Source organism: Alicycliphilus denitrificans, assembly GCF_044792555.1.
GTDB lineage: Bacteria > Pseudomonadota > Gammaproteobacteria > Burkholderiales > Burkholderiaceae_C > Alicycliphilus > Alicycliphilus denitrificans_A.
On record NZ_CP126238.1, the window covers coordinates 267,955 to 286,951 of the forward strand.

Sequence of the window (18,997 nt, forward strand, 5' to 3'; positions counted from 1 at the left end):
ATGGAAGATCGCATCCACCAGCTGCTGGACCGTTGGCTGGCCGAGGCGCCCGGGCAGCCGTTCATGCACCTGCCGGGTGGCCGCAGCCTGAGCTTTGCCGACCTGGGCGCGCTCACCGATGCGGCCGAGGCCGAGCTGCGTGCCCTGGGCGTACGCGCCGGCGACCGCGTGCTGGCCGTGGCCGAGAACTGCCCCGAGCATGCTGCGCTGATCCTGGCCTGCAGTCGCGTGGGCGCCTGGTCCTGCGGCGTGAACGCGCGCATGGCGCCGGGCGAGGTCGATGCCTTTGCAGAGAAGGCCGATGCCCGCGTGCTGTACTTCACCGCCAGCAGCTCGCGTGCCGCCGCTGCCCATGCCGCACGCCATGCGGCCGTGGACAGCGTCCTCTCCGGTATGCAGCATGGTGCGGTGCGCGTGGATGCAACCGTGGAGCCGCCGCCGCTGCAGGGCGACGTGGCGGCGCTGATCTTCACCTCCGGCACCACCGGCGCCCCCAAGGGCGTGATGGTGACGCACGAGGCGCTGCTGCACTTCGCGCGCGTGTCCGCGCAATCGCGCAGCCTGGGCCCGCAGGATCGCTGCTACGCCTTCGTGCCCATGACGCATATCTTCGGCCTGGCCACGGTGCTGCTGACCTCGCTGCACGCGGGTGCGCAACTGGTGCTGCGCCCGCAGTTCGACCCGGCGGACCTGCTCGACGCGCTGGCGCACCATGGCGTGACGCAGCTGCAGGGGCCGCCGGCGCTGTTCTCGCGCCTGCTGGCCCACCTGCAGGAGAGAAGCATCGCCCACCTCGAGGCGCCGCTGCTGCGCTATGTCTATACCGGCGCGGGCCCGCTGGATCTGACGCTGAAACAACGCGTGGAGGCCGCCTTCGGCCAGGTGCTGCACCACGGCTACGGCCTGTCGGAATACGCCGGCTCGATACACCTCACGCGCCTGGGCGAACAGCGCCCCGACACCAGCGTGGGCTATGTGGTCGAGGACGCCGAGGTCCAGGTCACCGACCCGGCCAGCGGTCGGCCCCTGCCCACGGGCGAGCGTGGCGAGCTGTGGATGCGCGGGCGCGGCCTGATGCGCGGCTACTTCCGCGACCCGCAGGCGACCAGCGCTGTGATGCGCCCGGGAGGCTGGTACGCCAGCGGCGATCTGGGCGAGCTGCATGCCGATGGCGCGCTGTTCGTCGTCGGGCGCCTGAAGGAAATGATCATCCGCTCGGGCTTCAACGTCTATCCGGCCGAGGTCGAACTGGCGCTGAACCAGTTGCCCGGTGTGCAGCGCAGCGCCGTCGTCGGCCGTCCCGAGAAGGACGGCAACGAGGAGGTCATCGCCTTCGTCGAGCTTGAGCCCGGCGCCAGCTTCGACGAAGCCGCCGCACGCGCGCGGCTGCGCGAGCAGCTCGCGCCCTACAAACAGCCCAGCCACATCGTCACCGTGGCCGAGCTGCCCACCAGCACCAACGGCAAGGTGCTCAAGCGCAAGCTGCAAGAGCAGGCCGCCCAACTTCAAGGAGACATCACATGACCATTCACCTGACGCGCCGCAGCCTGGTCGCCGGCAGCCTGCTGGCCGCCGCCACGCAGCCCTTTGCCGCACTGGCCGCGGACGACTGGCCCACCAAGCCCGTGCGCTTCATCGTGCCCTTCCCGCCCGGCGGCCCCGTGGATACCACGGCGCGCGCGGCGAGCCAGAAACTGGCCGAAATCTGGAAGACGCCCACCGTCATCGACAACCGCGCCGGCGCCGGCGGCGTGGTCGGCGCCCAGGCCGCGGCGCGCGAGGCGCCCGACGGCTACACCCTGTTCATGGGCGCCATCCACCATTCGGTCAACCCCTCGTTGATGGGCAAGCTGCCTTACGACATCGAGAAGGACTTCGCGCCCATCAGCTTCGCCGCCATGTTTCCGGTGTTCGTTGTGGCCCACCCGTCGGTGCCTGCCAACAACCTCAAGGAACTCATCGCCCTGGCCAAGAAGCCCGGCAGCAACCTGAGCTATGGCTCCTCGGGCAATGGCGGCGGCACCCACTTGGCGGGCGAGCTGTTCAATATGGAAGCTGGTACCAAGCTGCAGCATGTGCCCTACAAGGGCAGCGCCCCGGCGATGAACGACCTGCTGGGTGGCCAGGTGCAGCTGATGTTCAGCGACGCGCCCACGGCGCTGCCGCAGATCAAGGCCGGCCGCGTGAAGGTGCTGGCCGTGGCCAGCAACAAGCGCTCGGCCATGCTGCCCGACGTGCCCACGGCGGCCGAGGCGGGCCTTCCCGGCTACGAGGCCTATTCCTGGGCCGCGCTGTTCGCCCCCGCCAAGACGCCCCAGGCCGTGCTCGACAAGATCAATGCCGACTTCAACACCGCCTTCAAGGACCCCGCCGTGCACCAGCGCCTGCTGGACGCCGGCGCCGAGGCAGCACCGGGCACACAGCAGGAAATGCGTCAGTTCCTGCGCGCCGAGCTGGCCAAATGGGCCAAGGTGATCAAGACGGCGGGGATTACGACGGGGTGAGGGGTTCGCCGGTTTTATCACCGGCAATTTGTAGCAAAAAGAGCTGCTAACGCTTTTTGTATATGCGTTAGGAGCTCTTTTTTTGGAAGCAATGAGGCGGCAGGGTCAGAGCGCCAGGTTCTTGCGCCCGAGCGCCTTCAACAGTGAGGCGACGCTGTCGATCATTTCCTTGAACGCCGCGTCCGCCTGCGCCTGGCTCTCCGTGGGCTGGGCCACCTTGCGCCCCTCGGCTTCCAGGCGGCCGCGGATCTCGGGCTTGAGCACGGCCTCGCCGATGGCCTTGCGCAGGGCGGCCACGCGGTCGGCGGGCGTGCCCTTGCGCATGAAGTAGCCGCCGCCAATTTCATGTACGAAATCGGGTATCTGCTTGCTGCGGGTGATGGGCGCAATGTGTTTCAGGCCAGGGGCCATGTCCTTGGAGAAGCTGGAGACGATCTTCAAGCGGCCCTGTTCCTGCATGCCCTCGAAGCTCGTCTGGTACGCGAGGATGGCAAAGTCCACCTGCCCACCGGCCAGATCCTGCAGCGCGGGCGCGGCACCCTTGTAGGGTATGTGCAGGAACGGTAGGTTCAGCCGTGCCGCCAGCGCGTCGCCCATCAGGTTGTAGAGCGAATCGATGCCGACCGATGCATAGGTCAGCGGCTTGTCCTTGCGTTGGCGCGCATAGTCAAGGAATTCGTCCATGGTGCTTGCGGGAATGCCGTTGCGCACCATGAGCACGATGGACGCCGCCGTAATGGGAGCCGCGAAGACAAAGTCCCAGGGCTTGTAGCGTGCCGCCGGGTTGAGCATGGGCGGCAGGACCACCTCGTTGGGCGAGCCGTGCAGGAAGGTATAGCCATCGGCCGGTGCGCTCAGCACCTTGTTGGCGCCGATCAGCCCGGTGCCGCCGCCGTAGTTCTCCACGATCACCTGCTGCTTGAAGCTTTGCGAGAAGGATTCGGCAAAGATGCGCGCCGATGCGTCGCTGGCGCCTCCGGCGGGGTAGGGTACGACCAGGGTCAGCGGCTTGGTGGGGAAGGCATCGGCCGCCCAGGCGGGCAGGCCGCCGAGTGCGCAGGCGGCACTAGTGGATTGCAGGAAATGGCGGCGGTTCAGGGCGTGCATAGACAAGTTGCTCCATTTAAGAATGAGTTGGGCGGGGGCGCTTTCCAGATGCCCCTGGATGGATGCTTGTCGGTGGACTGGTGCAGCCCGCCCACCGTCTTCCGCCCAGTGAGCCCCCAGTTGGGGGCACGCGTCAACGGGCGCGGGGTTTCAGCAGTTCCAACACCTGATCCGATAGGACCTGGTGACCGCGCGGCGTGGGGTGGGAGGCATCCGACCAGAAGTAGGTCTGATCCGCGTTGGGTGTCGCCATGGTGGCGCGGGTGCAGAACGTGGCGCTGGTGGTGAGCTTGGTGTTGGTGCAGGCCTTGTCGATGAGGTTGGTGAACCCGTAGCTTGCCGGATTGGCCAGCACGTTGCCCCACGTGGCTTGGGCGTCCACGTACACCACCTCGGGCATGCTGGCTATGCCGTCCCGGACTATCTTGTTGAATTGAGCCCGCCAGGCATCGGTCTGCGCCGCCGGAACGGGTGTATAGCAGCCCTTGGCTTGATATTCGGGCGAGCTGTAGTAACGATAGAAGGGGCTGACGATGGGGTTGCCCTGAGAGATCAACACGATCAGCTGCGCGCCCTTGCTGCGTATTTGCCGCAGCATGTCTACCAGGGCCTGAGCCGATTCAGCGATCTTGGTGCTGGCGATGTCGATGGTGGTGTTGCCCGCGCCGAGACCGTTGTCGTCGGTGTGCCAGCAGACCGCGCTGAACTGTGCGTAAACGTCATTGCCGCCAGCGCTGATCAGAACCAGTTCGTTGTCGGGGAAGCGGTCGTGGGTCTGCAGGTAGCGGTTCACCTGCGCGCGCACTGGCGCCACCAGTTGATTGTTGCCTATGCCGCTCACGCTGGGCAGCATGGCCACGCGCGCACCGCCTTCGGCATAGCCGTTGCCACCGATGACCGTCGCCGTGCCTGTCGCGTTAGTGGCGCCGGAGCTGGCGTCCTTGTCCAGGGTGAGAGAGCGGTTGGGTGTCACCGTCAGGCCGTAGTGGGCCGCCACGTTCTCCACCCATACGTTGCCGGGGTTGACCGTGAACTTGCCCGGATTGGCGGGATCGCCCGTGGCTGCGCGATAGCTGCCGACATCGCTCAGGCTATCGCCGAAGACGGTGATCGATTTCACCGGAATCCGGTCATCACCGCCGCCGCAGCCGCTCACTGCAGCCAGTACGGCCGATGCCATGCATGCCCTCACTATCCATTGCTTCATGCTTGTTTCCTTGATTTTGGTTCTGTGGGTGTATGAACAATTCGCGGTGCAGCCCACCCGACGAGGCTACCGGCATCCGTAAACGTTGACCGTGTCCGAAAGGTAATCGGGGATCAGCTCAGGCAGCTTTGCGCCAGATGTGCCCAGAAGGCGGCGCCTATGGGCAGGGCCTGGTCGTTGAAGTCGTATTTTGGGTTATGCACCATGCAGCCGCCGTCCTCGCCCGTGCCATTGCCCAGGCGGATATAGGCGCCTGGCCGGTGCTCCAGCATGTAGGCGAAGTCCTCGCTGCCCATGACCGGCGGGCGCTCCAGCACGTTCTCGGCGCCCAGCAGCCGGATGGCGGCCTGGCGTGCGGTCTCGGTTTGCGCGGCATGGTTGACCAGCACCGGGTACTTGCGCTCGTAGACCACCTCGGCCTGCAGCTGGTAGCTCTGCGCCTGTGCGGCGATGAACTCGCGTATGCGCTGCTCCACCAGCGTGCGCACCTTGGGGTCGAGCGTGCGCACGCCAATCTTGAGCTGCGCGGTTTCGGGCACCACGTTGTAGGCCTCGCCGGCCTGTATCGAGCCCACGGTGATCACGGCCGACTTGAGCGCGTCGATCTCGCGCGAGACGATGGACTGCAGCCCCAGCGTGATGCTGGCCGCGCACTGCATCGGGTCCACACCATGGTGCGGCATGGCGCCATGGGCGCCGCGCCCGCGCAAGGTCACCGTGGCGCGGTCGAACGAGGCCATCAGGGGCCCCGCGCTGATGGTCATCTGGCCCACGGGCAGACCCGGCGAGTTGTGCAACGCATAGACCTCGTCGCAGGGAAACAGCGTGAACAGGCCCTCATCCACCATGCGCAGTGCGCCGCCCTCGTTCTCCTCTGCGGGCTGGAAGATCAGGTTTAGCGTGCCGTTGAAATCGGCCGACTCGGCCAGGTAGCGGGCGGCGCACAACAGCACGGCCGTGTGCCCGTCATGGCCACAGGCGTGCATCTTGCCCGCGTGGCGACTGGCGTAGTCCAGCCCGGTCGCTTCCTGGATGGGCAGCGCATCCATGTCGGCACGTATGCCCAGTGAGCGGCCGCCGCTGCCCTTGCGCAGCGTGCCGACGACGCCGGTGCCGCCCAGGCCGCGGTGCACCTGGTAGCCCCAGGCGGCCAGCCGCTCGGCGACCAGGTCGCTGGTGCGTTGCTCTTCAAACGCGAGCTCCGGGTGGGCGTGAATGTCCTGCCGGATGGCGACAAACTCGGGCGACAGGGTGCACATGGCATCCAGGAGTACTTGGGGTGTGGGAGCGGGCATGGCAGGGCAGGTCGAGGGGGATGTACGGCGCGACACAACTGTGCCGCCCAGGGATGGTAAGAACATGCCCCGGCTCCACCCATTCGTCTTTGCTGAACATGGAGTTTCTCGAGGGCGAAGCTGGCGAGGGTTTCATTGCCAATTTGCACCGGGATTCATGCATCAGCTGGTGATCTCAACAGGCCTGCAGATCCTTGATGTTGTTTCCGATGCCGCACACCAGACGACGCACGCCGCCATCCTGTGCTGTCTTGGGTTTGGCGGCATCAATCTCAGCTTGCCGCTATGCGCAAACATGTGCCTGAGCGGCGCACATTGCAGCCGCTTGGCGACGACCTGCTAGGCGGCCAGGTGCACCTGATGTTCGCCGACGCGCCCACGGCTTCGCCTCAGATCAAAGCCGGCCTACCCGGCTATGAGGCCTATTCGTGGACGGCCCTGTTCGCCCTCGCCAAGACGCTCCAGACCGTGCTGGACAAGATCAACGCCGACTTCAACACCGCCTTCAAGGACCCCGCCGTGCGCCAGCGCCTGCTGGAAGCCGGCGCCGAGGCGGCACCGGACACGCAGGAACAGCTGCGCCAGTTCCTGCGCGCCGAGATTGCCAAATGAGCGAAGGTGATCAAGACGGCGGGGGTTACGACGGGTTGAGCTGTGTTTGGGGGATGGCGGTTGCTTGAGGTTGATTGCAGGCACTGGGCTGGCAGCTCGGCCATTTGCCTATCGACCCATTCCCGCTATTGCAGATCACGCAAGCCCACTTCATAGATCTTGCTGGCTGCGTTGTAGTCGATGGTGTAGCTGGATGGGTATGTGCCCTGCTTGTTGTAACGGGCCGGCCTGATCACTGGAGCGGAGAAGTTCGGCTTTGATTTTAAAAATTCCAGCGACGCCATCGGCTCAAGGAAGGTCAGTCGCTGGTTGTAATAGCCGTATATGAAGGTCGCATTGAACGGTTGTCCCTGAAACTCCGCGCTTGCGGTGTTGATGGCATGTACGCCCATTTCAGGTACGGCAGTACCGGGGGGGATGACATATCCCTCCGGCAGCAATTCCCGTGGTGGCTGCTGACTTGGCTCACCGGATTCGTTCTCGCTAGTGAATCGAATGGATGCGCGCTCTGCCGGGTCGATCAGGTAAAAATGGAAATCGAAGTGTGGCACGTCGTACACCTTGGGTGGGGGATGGCCACCAGGCTCCCAGTTGATGACTGCGTGATCCACCACCGTTTTCGGCCCCTTCACAGGCATGGGCAGTACGTAGGGGACATCGCTGTGGCCGGCATCTCCTGCTGCGGGCAACCCCTCCAGGGCGTCTGACGTAAACACAATCCCGATCGCGTGGGGCTTGCCGCTGGCGTCGGTGTGGACGACAGTGTGTGCCGATCCATTGCCGATGCGAACAGCCTTGCCCTTATAGGTCACAGCCTTGTTTTCGGCTTGCGCCGCCCCATTGAGCGCCGCGAGGGCCGCGAACGCGGCGATCACCGCTGATGTTCGCAGACTCGCCACTGATTTCGATGTCATTTTGGGTTCTCCTTGATTCGCGTGCGACGTTTTCCCGGTACCGAATCATTTCAGCGGATGTCGGACGTGCCTAGCTAGGCGACGCCGCCACCCCACGGGTATCCAGCCTGGAATCCCCGTCGTACGCACACTTTGCGCAGCAGCGCCATGTGCCGTCAATCCCCTATCCTGAGCACCCGCGCACCCGCTGAAGACGGTCTTAAAAATTGCCAAATTGAAGCGCGCCGCCCTTGCAGGCATGCTGCATTCCACAAAGCCATAGACCGTCAAGAGGCCTGAGCCGAATACACCATGCACCTGACTGCACAAACCCATTACCAGGCCGAGCTTGACGCTGGCCGCTTCTGCATACAGCACTGCCCGCAGTGCCAACACCATGTGTTCACCCCGCGCGAGCTGTGCCCGCATTGCGGCGCTGGCGGCCTGCGCTGGGTGCGTCCCAGCGGCCTGGGCACGGTTTATTCCACGAGCACGATTGCGCGCAAGCAGGACGCCGGCGGCAACTACAACGTGGCCTTGATCGACCTTCATGAAGGCGTGCGCATGATGAGCCGCGTCGAGGGCCTGGCGCCTGAGGACGTGCGCATCGGCCTGCGTGTGCAGGCCCATGTGGCGCACAAGGACGGGCGCGGCCTGGTGCTGTTCACCCCGGCGCAAACGCAAGGAGGTGCAGCATGAGCCGCATTCCCCAATCCCAGCTCGACGCCGCCGCCGTGAACCGCCCGCTGCGTGGCCGCGTGGCCATTGCCGGCGCCGCCACCTATGGCTGCGGCGAGTCGCCCGGCATGGACGACATGACGCTCTTGGTGCGCGCCGCGCAGGCTGCCGTGCAGGACGCGGGCCTGACCATGCGGGACATCGACGGCCTGGCCACCTGCAGCGTCAATGCCAGCATGTGGACCATGCCGGTGATCGAGCATCTGGGCATCAATCCGACCTACGTGGACGGCACCATGATCGGCGGCAGCAGCTTCATCGCCCACCTGCTGCCCGCCATCCGCGCGCTGGAGGCCGGCCAGTGCAAGGCCGTGCTGGTGTGCTATGGCAGCGCGCAGCGCTCGGCCACCTTCGGGCGCAAGGAAAGCGTCGCCGCGCGGCGCTTCCTGGACCCGCAGCCTTACGAGTTTCCCTACGACCCCGTGCTGCCCGTCACCGCCTACGCGCTGGCCGCGGCGCGCCACATGCACGAGTTCGGCACCACGCGCGCGCAACTGGCCGAGGTGGCCGTGGCCGCGCGCGCCTGGGCGCAGCAGAACCCCGAGGCCTTCATGCGCGACCCGCTGACCATCGAGGACGTGCTTTCGGCCCGCAGCATCGCCAGCCCGCTCACTGTGCGCGATTGCTGCCTGGTGACGGACGGCGGCGGCGCCATCGTGCTCACGCGTGCCGAGCGTACGCGTGACTGCCCCAAGCCCCCGGTCTACGTGCTGGGCAATGCCACGGCGATCTGGAACCGCCAGATCTCGTGCATGCCCGACCTGACGACGACCAGTGCGGCGCAGTCCGGCGCCCAGGCCTTCGCGATGGCGGGCCTGAAGGCGGCCGACATGGACATGGCCCAGGTCTACGACGCCTTCACCATCAACACCATCTTGTTCCTGGAGGACCTGGGCTTTTGCGCCAAGGGCGAGGGCGGCGCCTTCGTGGAGAACGGCGGCATCGCGCCCGGCGGGCGCCTGGCCGTGAACACCAATGGCGGCGGCCTGTCCTGCGTGCATCCGGGCATGTACGGCATCTTTGCGCTCATCGAGGCCGTGCGCCAGCTGCGCGGCGAGGCCGGCCAGCGCCAGCTGAAGCAGCACCGCACGGCCGTGGTGCACGGCAACGGCGGTACGCTGTCGAGCCAGTCCACGGCAGTGCTTGGCACGGCCGAAACTCTGTAAATATTGAAAGAAACCAGACCATGATCCGCGATCCAGAAATTTTGGAAGCCCTGCTCGACAGCGTGCGCCGCTTTGTGCGCGAGCGCCTGGTGCCGGCCGAGAACGAGGTGGCCGAGACCGACGAGATCCCCGAGGCGATCATGCAGGAGATGCGCGAGCTGGGCCTGTTCGGCATGACCATCCCCGAGAAGTTCGGCGGCCTGGAGCTGACCATGGAGGAGGAATGCCGCGTGCTGCTGGAGCTGTGCCAGACCGCGCCGGCCTTTCGTTCGGTGATCGGCACCACGGTGGGCATCGGCTCGCAGGGCATCCTGATGGACGGCACGCCCGAGCAGCAGGCCGAGTGGCTGCCGAAGCTGGCCACGGGCGAGGTCATCGCCTCGTTCGCGCTGACCGAGCCCGAGGCGGGCTCGGACGCGGCTTCGCTGCGCACCACCGCCATCCTGCAGGGCGACCATTACGTGGTCAACGGCACCAAGCGTTTCATCACCAACGCGCCGCACGCTGGCATGTTCACGCTGATGGCGCGCACCAACCCCGAGGACAAGGGCGCGGGCGGCGTGTCGTCCTTCATCGTGGACGCCAAGTCGCCAGGCATCAGCTTCGGCAAGTACGACAAGAAGATGGGCCAGCGCGGCGCGCACACCTGCGATGTGATCTTCGACAACGTCAAGGTGCCGGCCGCCAACCTGATCGGCCTGCAGGAGGGCCGCGGCTTCAAGACCGCGATGAAGGTGCTGGAGAAGGGACGCATCCACATCGCCGCCGTGGCCGTGGGCGTGGCCAAGCGCATCCTGCGCGACGCGCTCGCGTATTCGCTGGAGCGCAAGCAGTTCGGCCAGCCGATCTGCGAGTTCCAGCTGGTGCAGGCCATGCTGGCCGACAGCCAGGCCGAGCTGTACGCGGCCGAGTGCATGACGCTGGATGCCGCGCGCCGGCGCGATGACGGGCACAACGTCTCCACCGAGGCCTCGTGCGCCAAGATGTTCGCCACCGAGATGTGCGGCCGCGTGGCCGACCGCGCGGTGCAGATCCTGGGTGGCGCGGGCTACATGGCTGAATACGGCATCGAGCGTTTCTACCGCGACGTGCGCCTGTTCCGCCTGTACGAGGGCACGACGCAGATCCAGCAGATCATCATCGCCCGCAACATGGTGCGCGAGGCGCGCGCCGCATGAGCGAAGCCGCACTGCCACCCGACCGCAGTTCCTTCATGCGCCTCATCGGCGCCACCCAGGTGCCGGCGCCCCCGGGCAAGGTGCATGTGCGCCTGCCGCAGATGCGCGAGGAATTGCTCAACCAGCTGCCGGCCGCGCATGGCGGCGTGGTCATGACGCTGCTGGACTCGGTGATGTCGCGCGCCGCGGGCGAGCTGCCGGACGCCCCCTCGCAGACCGCCGTGACGGTGGAGATGTCGAGCCGCTTCCACCGCCCGGCGCGCGGCCCGCTGCTGGCCGAGGGCTGGGTGGTGCATGCCACGCGCAGCCTGTGCAGCTGCGCGGGCCAGCTGATCGACGAGCAGGGCCAGGTGGTGGCCACGGCCAGCGGTACCTTCAAGTACTGGCTGGCGCCGACGACACTGGACTCGGCAGAGTAGTCCGATTGCCAAAACCGAAGCATTGATTCCGCGGACCCTTTGTAATACAAGGGGCGGTCGATTGCGCCGATGCTGGTGAAGTGGGCCACAAGCGTCGCGTGCAACACGCGTGAGGTTCGGAGCCCGTGTTGTGAAGCCGGATCTCTCGTTCCAACTTGGTGCAGTAATGCAGACAAGGAGCAGGAATCATGGCGACACAGAAACCGCGTTCACGTTCCGGTAAAGCCAATCCCAAGGGGGCCGGCGGCAAATCGCCGGCGTCCGAGTCCGTCAGCCCCTTTGTTGCGCTTGCCCTTGCCGCAGACGCTCCGAAGACGGCATTCCCGTCCCTGTTGAGCAAGGAAGGAAGCGCACCGGAAGTTGGCACCGTGGTCTATATCCACGGCATTGGCAATAAGCCGGTGGCTTCGGTCCTGAAGTGCCAGTGGGATACGGCCCTGTTTGGCGTCTCGATGGGCGACCGCACCCGCATGAGCTACTGGGTCGACCGCAGCCGCTATCCCAGGCCAGAGGAGGGCAGCTGTGCCGATGGCGACAGGCTCCTGGACGGCGCCGATGGCGTCGGCGCGCAGGCGTTGGCAGAGGTCGGTCTGGAGCCCGAAGTCGAACTCGATGCCGCCGCGCGCAAGATCATGGCGGCTCTGGAGGCGCGCCTGCGCGGCGGCGAAAAGCAAGCCGCTGGCGTGGATGCGAAGCTGCTGCCCTTGCCGGAAGGCATGCGGCTGTGGGTTACGCGCCGCATCACTAAGCTGTTCCTCAAGGATGTGCGGGACTTCTTCTTCGATGCCAACAAGCGTCGGCTGATGGAGCAGTCACTGCGCGAGCGCCTGGATGCCGGTGGCGGTCCCTTCATCGTCATCGCACACAGCCAAGGCTCGATGATTGCCTACCATGTCCTGCGCCAGCTGCAGAAGGCCGATTGCGACGTGCGCCTGTTCGTGACCATAGGCTCGCCCCTGGGCCTCCAGGAGGTGAAGGATGCGCTTGGCAAGATCGGTCCGGGCAAGCCGCTGGCCGTGCCGGAGTGTGTCGAGCGCTGGCTGAACGTGGCTGAACGCCTCGATCCCGTGGCGCTCGATGCGCGTCTTGCAAGCGACTACCAGGCCAACAGCCGCGGTGTGAAGGCGGAGGATCACCACGGCCTGATGATCAACCCCGATTGGAAGTCCAACCCACATTCCGGTACCGGCTACCTCTCGCTCGATGTCGTGCGCCAGACCGTGCGCGAGACCGCCGGCCCATCCTTCAGCAACCCAGTGGGGCGCAATGTGCTGATGAAGGACCTGGTCGCAGATATCGAAGATGGCCACCGCGAGCAACGCCACCCCACCTTGATCCAGCTGGTGTCGGACGGCAGCGATGAAACACCGCTTGCAGAGGTGCGCAGCCGCCTTGAAACCCTGATCAGGCAAGTGCTGCAGTTCAACGGCGTCAAGCCCGAGGATGGCCGCATCCAGCTCATGCAACGCTTTATCGCCGCCGACCTCACGCGTGGCGAGATCGAGCATCTGCGCTCCCACTGCAGCACGCTGAAGATAGACCGCGTCTGGCGCAACGCCGTCAAGCGCGCCTTGCTCAATCAGTCCACGCACACGCTGCAGGTGCGCCCGGCGAATCTGGGCTACGGCGCCTGCGGCAAGGACATAGGCTGGGCCGTGCTCGACACTGGGATCGCCGCCGGGCACCCGCATTTCAAGGCCTACGGCAATGTGGTCGCGCAATGGGACTGCACCGACAACGCCAGGCTGCTGAAACCCGGCGACCCCGGCTTTGGCACGCTGGACGGCAACGGCCATGGCACGCATGTCGCGGCCACCATCGCCGGCGGCATGACACTGGCGCACGATGAAAACGATGCAAGCACCATCAACATGCAGGGCATGGCCCCCGAGGCGCGGCTCTACGGCTTCAAGGTGCTCAGGGACAGCGGCAGCGGAGAAGACGCCTTCATCATCAAGGCCCTCGACACCATTGCCGAACTCAATGAGCGCGCCGGCAAGCTGGTGATCCATGGCGTGAACCTCAGCCTGGGCGGCAGCTTCGACCCCAGCGTCTTCGGCTGCGGCCATACCCCGCTGTGCCAGGAGCTGCGCCGGCTCTGGCGCCAGGGCGTGCTGGTGTGCCTTGCCGCGGGCAACGAAGGCTATGCGATGCTCGATTCCGCCGGCGGGCCGATTCCGGCCAACATGGATCTGTCGATTGGCGACCCCGCCAACCTGGAGGAGGCGATCGCCGTGGGCTCGGTACACAAGACCAATCCGCATACCTACGGCGTGTCCTATTTTTCCTCGCGCGGTCCGACGGCCGACGGGCGCATGAAGCCCGACCTGGTAGCGCCCGGCGAGAACATCCTCTCGGCACGCCACCAATGGCCCAAGAGCAAGGTCACCGTGCGCAATGCCTATGTGCAAATGAGCGGCACCAGCATGGCCACGCCCCATGTCTCGGGACTGCTGGCGGCCTTTCTTTCGGCGCGCCGGGAATTCATCGGCTATCCGGAACGTGTCAAGGCGCTGCTGCTGGCGCATTGCACCGATCTGGGCCGCGACCCCTACATCCAGGGCAAGGGCATGCCCAATCTGGTGCGCATGATCATGAATACGTGATGCTGTGCGGGGCGGCGCACCACACTAGGCCGTTCAGTCGAACGCGAGCCGTCCCTGCGCATCGGCCACCAGCAGCTGCACCAGCTCCTGCGCAAAGCTGGGTAGCGCCTCCAGGCTGCGCACGCAGATCTGCATCTCGCGCACCGACCAGGCGTCGGTCAGCGGCACGATGGCGATTTCCATGGACTTGGCATGGCGGCTGGCGGCGGACTCGGGCAGCACGCCCACGCCCACGCCGGCCTCGATCATGCGGCAGGCGGTCTCGAAGTTGCCCACCTGTATGCGCAGCTTGATGGGGCGGTGCAGCTGGTCGCTGGCCTGGCGCAGGAAGACGTAGATGGCGGTCGATTCCTGCAGGCCCACGTAGTCCAGTTCCAGAGTGTCGGAAAAATCGATCTGCGTCTGGCCATCGAGTGCATGGCCGCGCGGCACCACCAGCACCAGCCGGTCGCGGCGGTAGGGCAGGGTCTCCAGATTCTCGGTGCGCACCAGGCCGGCGACGATGCCGATGTCGGTCTGCCCTTCGGTCACGGCGCGCACGATGTCGTGCGAGGGGCGTTCGCGCAGGTCGATGTTCACGTCGGGGTTGCGGCGCAGGTAGTAGCGCAGCACCGGCGGCAGGAATTCGCCCAGTGAGGTGGTGTTGGCGAACACCCGCACATGCCCCTTGATGCCGCGCACATACTCCTGCATGTCACCGCGCAGGTGCTCTATCTGACCCAGCACCATGCGTGCATGGCTCACGAAGGCCTGGCCCGGTGGCGTCAGCGTCACGCCCTGGCTGGTGCGGTACAGCAGCTTGGTGCCTATGCTCTCCTCCAGGTTCTTGATGCGCGTGCTCGCCGCGGGCAGCGAAATAAAGGACAGTTCGGCGCCGCGCGTCATGCTGTTGGCGTCGGCGATATGCACCATCAGGCGCAGGTCCACAAGATCAAAATGCATGGCCATGGCCGGCATTGTAGAAAACGCGGCAAACGCCCGCTTTCATAAATCCGAACCCGCGCCATCGCAGTGCGCGTAGGATGCGCCGGCCGAATTTCAACTACCAAGCCTTCATGACCGCTGCCGACCATTCCCCTAGCGCCGCCACCGGCGCCCTGAGCCACCTGCGCGTGCTCGACCTCTCCCGCGTGCTCGCCGGCCCCTGGTGCACCCAGAACCTGGCCGACATGGGCGCCGACGTGATCAAGATCGAAAAACCCGGCGACGGCGACGACACGCGCCACTGGGGCCCGCCCTTCTTCCCCGACGCCGAAGGCCAGCCGACGGACAACGCCTGCTACTTCGCGGCCTGCAACCGCAACAAGCGCTCGGTCACCGTGGACATGGCGACGCCCGAGGGCCAGCGGCTGATCCGCGAGCTGGCGGCGCAAAGCGACGTGGTGGTGGAAAATTTCAAGACTGGCGGCCTGAAGCGCTATGGCCTGGACTATGCAAGCCTGTCTGCGCTGAACCCGCGCCTGATCTACTGCTCGGTCACCGGCTTCGGCCACACCGGGCCGTATGCGCCGCGCGCCGGCTACGACCTGTTGATCCAGGCCATGAGCGGCCTGATGAGCATCACCGGCCATGCCGACGGCGAGCCCGGCGGCGGCCCGATGCGTGTGGGCGTGGCCGTGATCGACCTGTTCACTGGCATGTACGCCACCACCGCCATCCTCGGCGCGCTGGAGGCGCGCCACCGCACGGGCCGCGGCCAGCATATCGACATGGCCCTGCTGGACGTGGCCATGGCCGTGCTGGCCAACCAGGGCGCGGGCTTTCTCAACGCCGGCAACATCCCCAGGCGCCAGGGCAACACCCACCCCAGCGTCGTGCCCTACCAGGACTTTCCCACGCAGGACGGCGACATGCTGCTGGCGATCGGCAACGACGGCCAGTTCGCGCGCTTTTGCGAGGCCGCGGGCGTGGACTGGGCGAGCGACGAGCGCTTCACGCTGAACGCGGGCCGTGTCATCCACCGCGAGACGCTGATCCCGATGATGGCCACGCTCACGCGCACGCGCAGCACCGCCGCCTGGATCAAGCTGCTGGAGGACAAGGCCGTGCCCTGCGGCCCCATCAACCATGTCGGCCAGGCCTTCGACGATGAGCAGGTGCGCGCGCGCGGCCTGCGCGTGGAGCAAGAGCGCTACCCTGGCGGCAGCATGCCGGCCGGCGAGGTCGTCAACCGCGTGGTCACCACGGCCAGCCCGCTGCGCCTGTCCGACACCCCCGTGACGCTGCGCCACGCCCCGCCGGCCCTGGGCCAGCACACCGAGGAAGTGCTGCGCGAACGCCTGGGGCTGGACGCGGCGCAGCTGCAGGAGCTGCGCGGCAAGGGCGTGCTGTGAAATGAAAAAGCGGCCCCCGGGCTAATGCCAGTCAGTTAAGAGCTTGCTGGCATTTTCTTTGTGGGGAACTTGCTGCGAGATCGCTTGACCTCACGCGGGAAGCTTCGCCCGCTACGGCGTGCAGGAAGTACGAAGTAGCGTGCCTGTTCAAGCAGCAGTTGCAGGTGTCTCGGCAATGCTCCCGCGCGAGCCAGATGCACGGTGTTGAGTGCGCCAATGATGGCATGCTTGGCTGTGTGGAAGCTGATGCGTACCGGCTCAACCTTCACATGCTGGGCCATCAAGCGCATCCAGCGCCTGAGCAAGGTATGCGCAATCAATACGCCCCAGACCTCCTGTTTGACCAACTCCGGCGGCTGCTTGCTTGCTGCGCAGCACGCCTGCGCCCTGTTGCAGCGACTGCTTGATCTCACGAAAGCCAAGTTCAATCTCCCAGCGCTGGCAATACATCTGTGCCAGTTGCGATGCGCCAAAGCGTTCGGAGTCGAGCATCGAGGTGATGAAGCGCCTGCTCTTGCCTTGCACCTCGGTCTGGATCAGGCGCGCTTGCCAGTGGCTTGGCAGTTCGGGGCAAAGTTTCCTGGCACGCTGCGAGATGGGCATGCGGATCAACCAGTCGCCCGCGCCCAGACATTGCACGACTTCATGGCGCAAGTTGTCTCTGGCCCGCATGAGCCAGTGGCGTTGCTCGCCTGCGCCCTGCCAGTCGAGCAGGAATGCCGCAGAGAAGTACGCCCGGTCAAACAAAGTGATGGAGTGATCCAGGCCACGCAGCCCAGCAGCAAGCGTCAGCTCCCCTTGGGTGTAGTCACCCAGTTGTGCATCGAGTAGTTCGTGGCTATCGGTGTCCAGCAGGCACACAGCCCGCACCATGGGCCAGGGCTGGGGACCGTACTGCGTCTGACCACTTCCCAGCACTTGGCGGTTGTCTGCGCTGTTGGGCGCAGACCAGACAACGCCATCGACGGCCAGCACGCGCAAGCGCTCTTCGTGCACGGGATGCGATCTGCCCCAGGCCTGCGTGAGCAGCGCAAACAAGTGCTCCAAGGGTTGCGAGCCCAGCCGCTGGCGAACCTGCACGCTGCTGCTGGGAGCTGGTAACTCTTGCCCCTCAAGGGTCAAGGCCATCTCCTGCACCACCTGCCACATGGGCATGTGGCGAAACAAGGCCAGTCCAATGACCAGCCAGATGGCGTGATCTGCAGGCAGCTTGCGCCGACGTATGGATGCCTTGCCGCTGGCATGCAGTGCTTGCTCGATCCACAGTGGATCAATCAGCGCGCCCAACTCAGTCATCGCGTGAGCGGGCAACCCTGCCCAGCTCTCATCCAAGGAGTTTTGCAGTACGGAAGTCAAACGAAAAAGGGAGCATGACGAACATGCTCCCTTTTTACCCGCCTGTGGCGATCTGCTGTCTTAACTGACTGGCATTAGCCCCCGGGCCGCTTTTTGATGCCGCGCGCTATCAGGGATACAGGCCGCGCATCTCGCGCGCATGCAGGATGCGCTTGCAGGCCACGATGAAGGTGGCGGTGCGCAGGCTGACCTTGTTCTCCTGCGCCACATGCCAGACGCCCGCGAAGGCTTCTTTCATGATGCGCACCAGGCGGGCGTTGATCTCGTCCTCGGTCCAGAAGAAGCTGGAGAAGTCCTGCACCCACTCGAAGTAGCTCACCGTCACGCCGCCGGCGTTGGCGATCACGTCGGGCAGCACCAGCACGCCCTTGTCGTGCAGGATGTCGTCGGCCTCGGGGGTGGTGGGGCCGTTGGCGCCCTCGATGACCATCTTGGCCTGGATCCTGCCGGCGTTGTCCTTGGTGATCTGGCTCTCGAGCGCGGCGGGGATCAGGATGTCGCAGGCCACGCCCCAGAAGTCGTCGTTGGCCATGGCTTCAGCGCCGGCAAAGCCGCCCACGCCGCCGGTCTGCTGCACGTGCTGCAGCAGCGCGGGCACGTCCAGGCCCTTGGCGTTCTGGATGCTGCCCGTGTGGTCCTGCACCGCCACCACCTTGGCGCCGGCCTCGGCGAACAGCTTGCCGGCCGTGCCGCCCACGTTGCCAAAGCCCTGCACGGCCACGCGCGCGCCCTCGATGGGCATGCCGGTCAGGCGCGCAGCCTCCACGCCCACGGTGAACACGCCGCGGCCCGTGGCCTCGACGCGGCCCAGCGAACCGCCCAGGTCCACGGGCTTGCCCGTGACCACGCCGGTGGATGTGGCACCCACGTTCTGCGAGTAGGTGTCCATCATCCAGGCCATGACCTGTGCGTTGGTGTTCACGTCGGGGGCGGGAATGTCCTTCGACGGGCCGATGATGATGCCGATCTCGCTGGTATAGCGGCGTGTCAGGCGCTCCAGCTCGCCGCGCGACAGCGTCTTGGGATCGACGCGGATGCCGCCCTTGGCGCCGCCGTAGGGCACGTTCACGGCCGCGTTCTTGATCGACATCCAGGCCGACAGGGCCATCACCTCGGACAGGGTCACGTCCTGGTGGAAGCGCACGCCGCCCTTGCCGGGGCCGCGGCTCAGGTTGTGCTGCACGCGGTAGCCCTCGAAGTGGGCGATGGTGCCGTTGTCCAGCTCGATGGGAATGTCCACGATCAGCGCCCGTTTGGGGCGCTTCAGGGTTTCCACCCAGCGCGCCAGGCTGCCCAGGTAAGGCGTGACGCGATCGACCTGCTGCAGGTACACGCCCCAGGGGCCGAGGTGGTTGGGGTCGAGGTAGGAGGGCAGGGAATGGGTGCCGACGGGAGACGTCATGGCTTTGTCCTTGTGAAACAAATCAAGAGGCGAGAGCTTATGCCTGCGCTAGTGCGCTGTCCAACACGCATCTGTTTGGCTGTAATGCAACGGATGCATAGACCATGCTGGCTGCTCAGGCAATTCCATGCTTCCTTCAAGTCCCCAGGGGAGCACGGAACGGGCACGGTATCTATACTGC

Annotated in this window: 16 protein-coding genes and 1 pseudogene; 9 read left to right on the forward strand and 8 right to left on the reverse strand. The window is 65.7% G+C overall.

Going from position 1 to position 18,997, the window contains the following annotated elements:
* Both P7644_RS01235 and P7644_RS01240 read left to right on the forward strand, forming a co-directional pair.
* A complete protein-coding gene (locus P7644_RS01235) occupies positions 1 to 1,524 on the forward strand; it encodes a class I adenylate-forming enzyme family protein (protein ID WP_404301198.1) in 1,524 nt (507 codons plus the stop codon).
* Positions 1,521 to 2,504, forward strand: coding sequence for a Bug family tripartite tricarboxylate transporter substrate binding protein (locus tag P7644_RS01240; protein WP_404301199.1), 984 nt, complete (start codon positions 1,521 to 1,523; stop codon positions 2,502 to 2,504). Before P7644_RS01235 ends, P7644_RS01240 begins: the two co-directional genes overlap by 4 nt.
* Before the next feature lie 105 nt (positions 2,505 to 2,609).
* Here P7644_RS01240 and P7644_RS01245 read toward each other — a convergent pair whose 3' ends face one another.
* From P7644_RS01245 to P7644_RS01255, 3 genes are all read right to left on the reverse strand, one after another.
* Positions 2,610 to 3,611, reverse strand: a complete 1,002-nt coding sequence (locus P7644_RS01245; protein ID WP_404301201.1) for a Bug family tripartite tricarboxylate transporter substrate binding protein — start codon at positions 3,609 to 3,611, stop codon at positions 2,610 to 2,612.
* 133 nt (positions 3,612 to 3,744) lie between these two features.
* On the reverse strand, positions 3,745 to 4,791 hold the full coding sequence (locus tag P7644_RS01250) for an SGNH/GDSL hydrolase family protein (protein ID WP_404301202.1): 1,047 nt from the start codon (positions 4,789 to 4,791) through the stop codon (positions 3,745 to 3,747).
* 140 nt (positions 4,792 to 4,931) lie between these two features.
* Complete coding sequence (locus P7644_RS01255; protein WP_404301203.1) at positions 4,932 to 6,113, reverse strand: M20 aminoacylase family protein; 1,182 nt, start codon at positions 6,111 to 6,113, stop codon at positions 4,932 to 4,934.
* 291 nt (positions 6,114 to 6,404) lie between these two features.
* Here P7644_RS01255 and P7644_RS01260 point away from each other — a divergent pair.
* Positions 6,405 to 6,725: pseudogene (locus P7644_RS01260) on the forward strand (tripartite tricarboxylate transporter substrate-binding protein); the annotation flags it as partial.
* A gap of 125 nt (positions 6,726 to 6,850) precedes the next feature.
* Here P7644_RS01260 and P7644_RS01265 read toward each other — a convergent pair.
* Positions 6,851 to 7,639 carry a DUF5602 domain-containing protein gene (locus tag P7644_RS01265; protein ID WP_404301204.1) on the reverse strand — a complete coding sequence of 263 codons (789 nt, stop codon included), beginning with the start codon at positions 7,637 to 7,639 and terminating at the stop codon, positions 6,851 to 6,853.
* 291 nt (positions 7,640 to 7,930) lie between these two features.
* Between P7644_RS01265 and P7644_RS01270 the strand changes: the two genes are divergently transcribed.
* The 5 genes from P7644_RS01270 (at position 7,931) to P7644_RS01290 (ending at position 13,725) form a co-directional block, all read left to right on the forward strand.
* Positions 7,931 to 8,317 carry a Zn-ribbon domain-containing OB-fold protein gene (locus P7644_RS01270; protein WP_404301205.1) on the forward strand — a complete coding sequence of 129 codons (387 nt, stop codon included), beginning with the start codon at positions 7,931 to 7,933 and terminating at the stop codon, positions 8,315 to 8,317.
* Complete coding sequence (locus P7644_RS01275; RefSeq protein ID WP_404301206.1) at positions 8,314 to 9,522, forward strand: thiolase; 1,209 nt, start codon at positions 8,314 to 8,316, stop codon at positions 9,520 to 9,522. Before P7644_RS01270 ends, P7644_RS01275 begins: the two co-directional genes overlap by 4 nt.
* Before the next feature lie 20 nt (positions 9,523 to 9,542).
* A complete protein-coding gene (locus tag P7644_RS01280; protein ID WP_404301208.1) occupies positions 9,543 to 10,700 on the forward strand; it encodes an acyl-CoA dehydrogenase family protein in 1,158 nt (385 codons plus the stop codon).
* Complete coding sequence (locus tag P7644_RS01285; RefSeq protein ID WP_404301209.1) at positions 10,697 to 11,119, forward strand: PaaI family thioesterase; 423 nt, start codon at positions 10,697 to 10,699, stop codon at positions 11,117 to 11,119. The genes P7644_RS01280 and P7644_RS01285 overlap by 4 nt, the downstream gene beginning before the upstream one ends.
* A gap of 188 nt (positions 11,120 to 11,307) precedes the next feature.
* Positions 11,308 to 13,725, forward strand: a complete 2,418-nt coding sequence (locus P7644_RS01290; protein WP_404301210.1) for a S8 family serine peptidase — start codon at positions 11,308 to 11,310, stop codon at positions 13,723 to 13,725.
* A gap of 33 nt (positions 13,726 to 13,758) precedes the next feature.
* On the opposite strand, the gene P7644_RS01295 is transcribed toward P7644_RS01290, so the two are convergent.
* Complete coding sequence (locus P7644_RS01295; protein WP_404301211.1) at positions 13,759 to 14,673, reverse strand: LysR substrate-binding domain-containing protein; 915 nt, start codon at positions 14,671 to 14,673, stop codon at positions 13,759 to 13,761.
* Positions 14,674 to 14,780: 107 nt separating this feature from the next.
* On the opposite strand from P7644_RS01295, the gene P7644_RS01300 reads away from it, so the two are divergent.
* Positions 14,781 to 16,058: a CaiB/BaiF CoA transferase family protein gene (locus P7644_RS01300; RefSeq protein WP_404301212.1), complete on the forward strand. Its 1,278-nt coding sequence runs from the start codon at positions 14,781 to 14,783 to the stop codon at positions 16,056 to 16,058.
* 35 nt (positions 16,059 to 16,093) lie between these two features.
* Here the strand turns inward: P7644_RS01300 and P7644_RS01305 are convergent, their stop codons facing one another.
* The 3 genes from P7644_RS01305 to P7644_RS01315 form a co-directional block, all read right to left on the reverse strand.
* Positions 16,094 to 16,339: a hypothetical protein gene (locus tag P7644_RS01305; protein WP_404301213.1), complete on the reverse strand. Its 246-nt coding sequence runs from the start codon at positions 16,337 to 16,339 to the stop codon at positions 16,094 to 16,096.
* The gene (locus P7644_RS01310; protein WP_404301214.1) at positions 16,317 to 17,354 is read right to left on the reverse strand and encodes an IS4 family transposase; all 1,038 of its coding nucleotides are present in this window, start codon (positions 17,352 to 17,354) and stop codon (positions 16,317 to 16,319) included. Before P7644_RS01310 ends, P7644_RS01305 begins: the two co-directional genes overlap by 23 nt.
* 169 nt (positions 17,355 to 17,523) lie before the next feature.
* Complete coding sequence (locus P7644_RS01315; RefSeq protein ID WP_404301215.1) at positions 17,524 to 18,816, reverse strand: Glu/Leu/Phe/Val dehydrogenase; 1,293 nt, start codon at positions 18,814 to 18,816, stop codon at positions 17,524 to 17,526.
* Between the last annotated feature and the right edge of the window lie 181 nt (positions 18,817 to 18,997).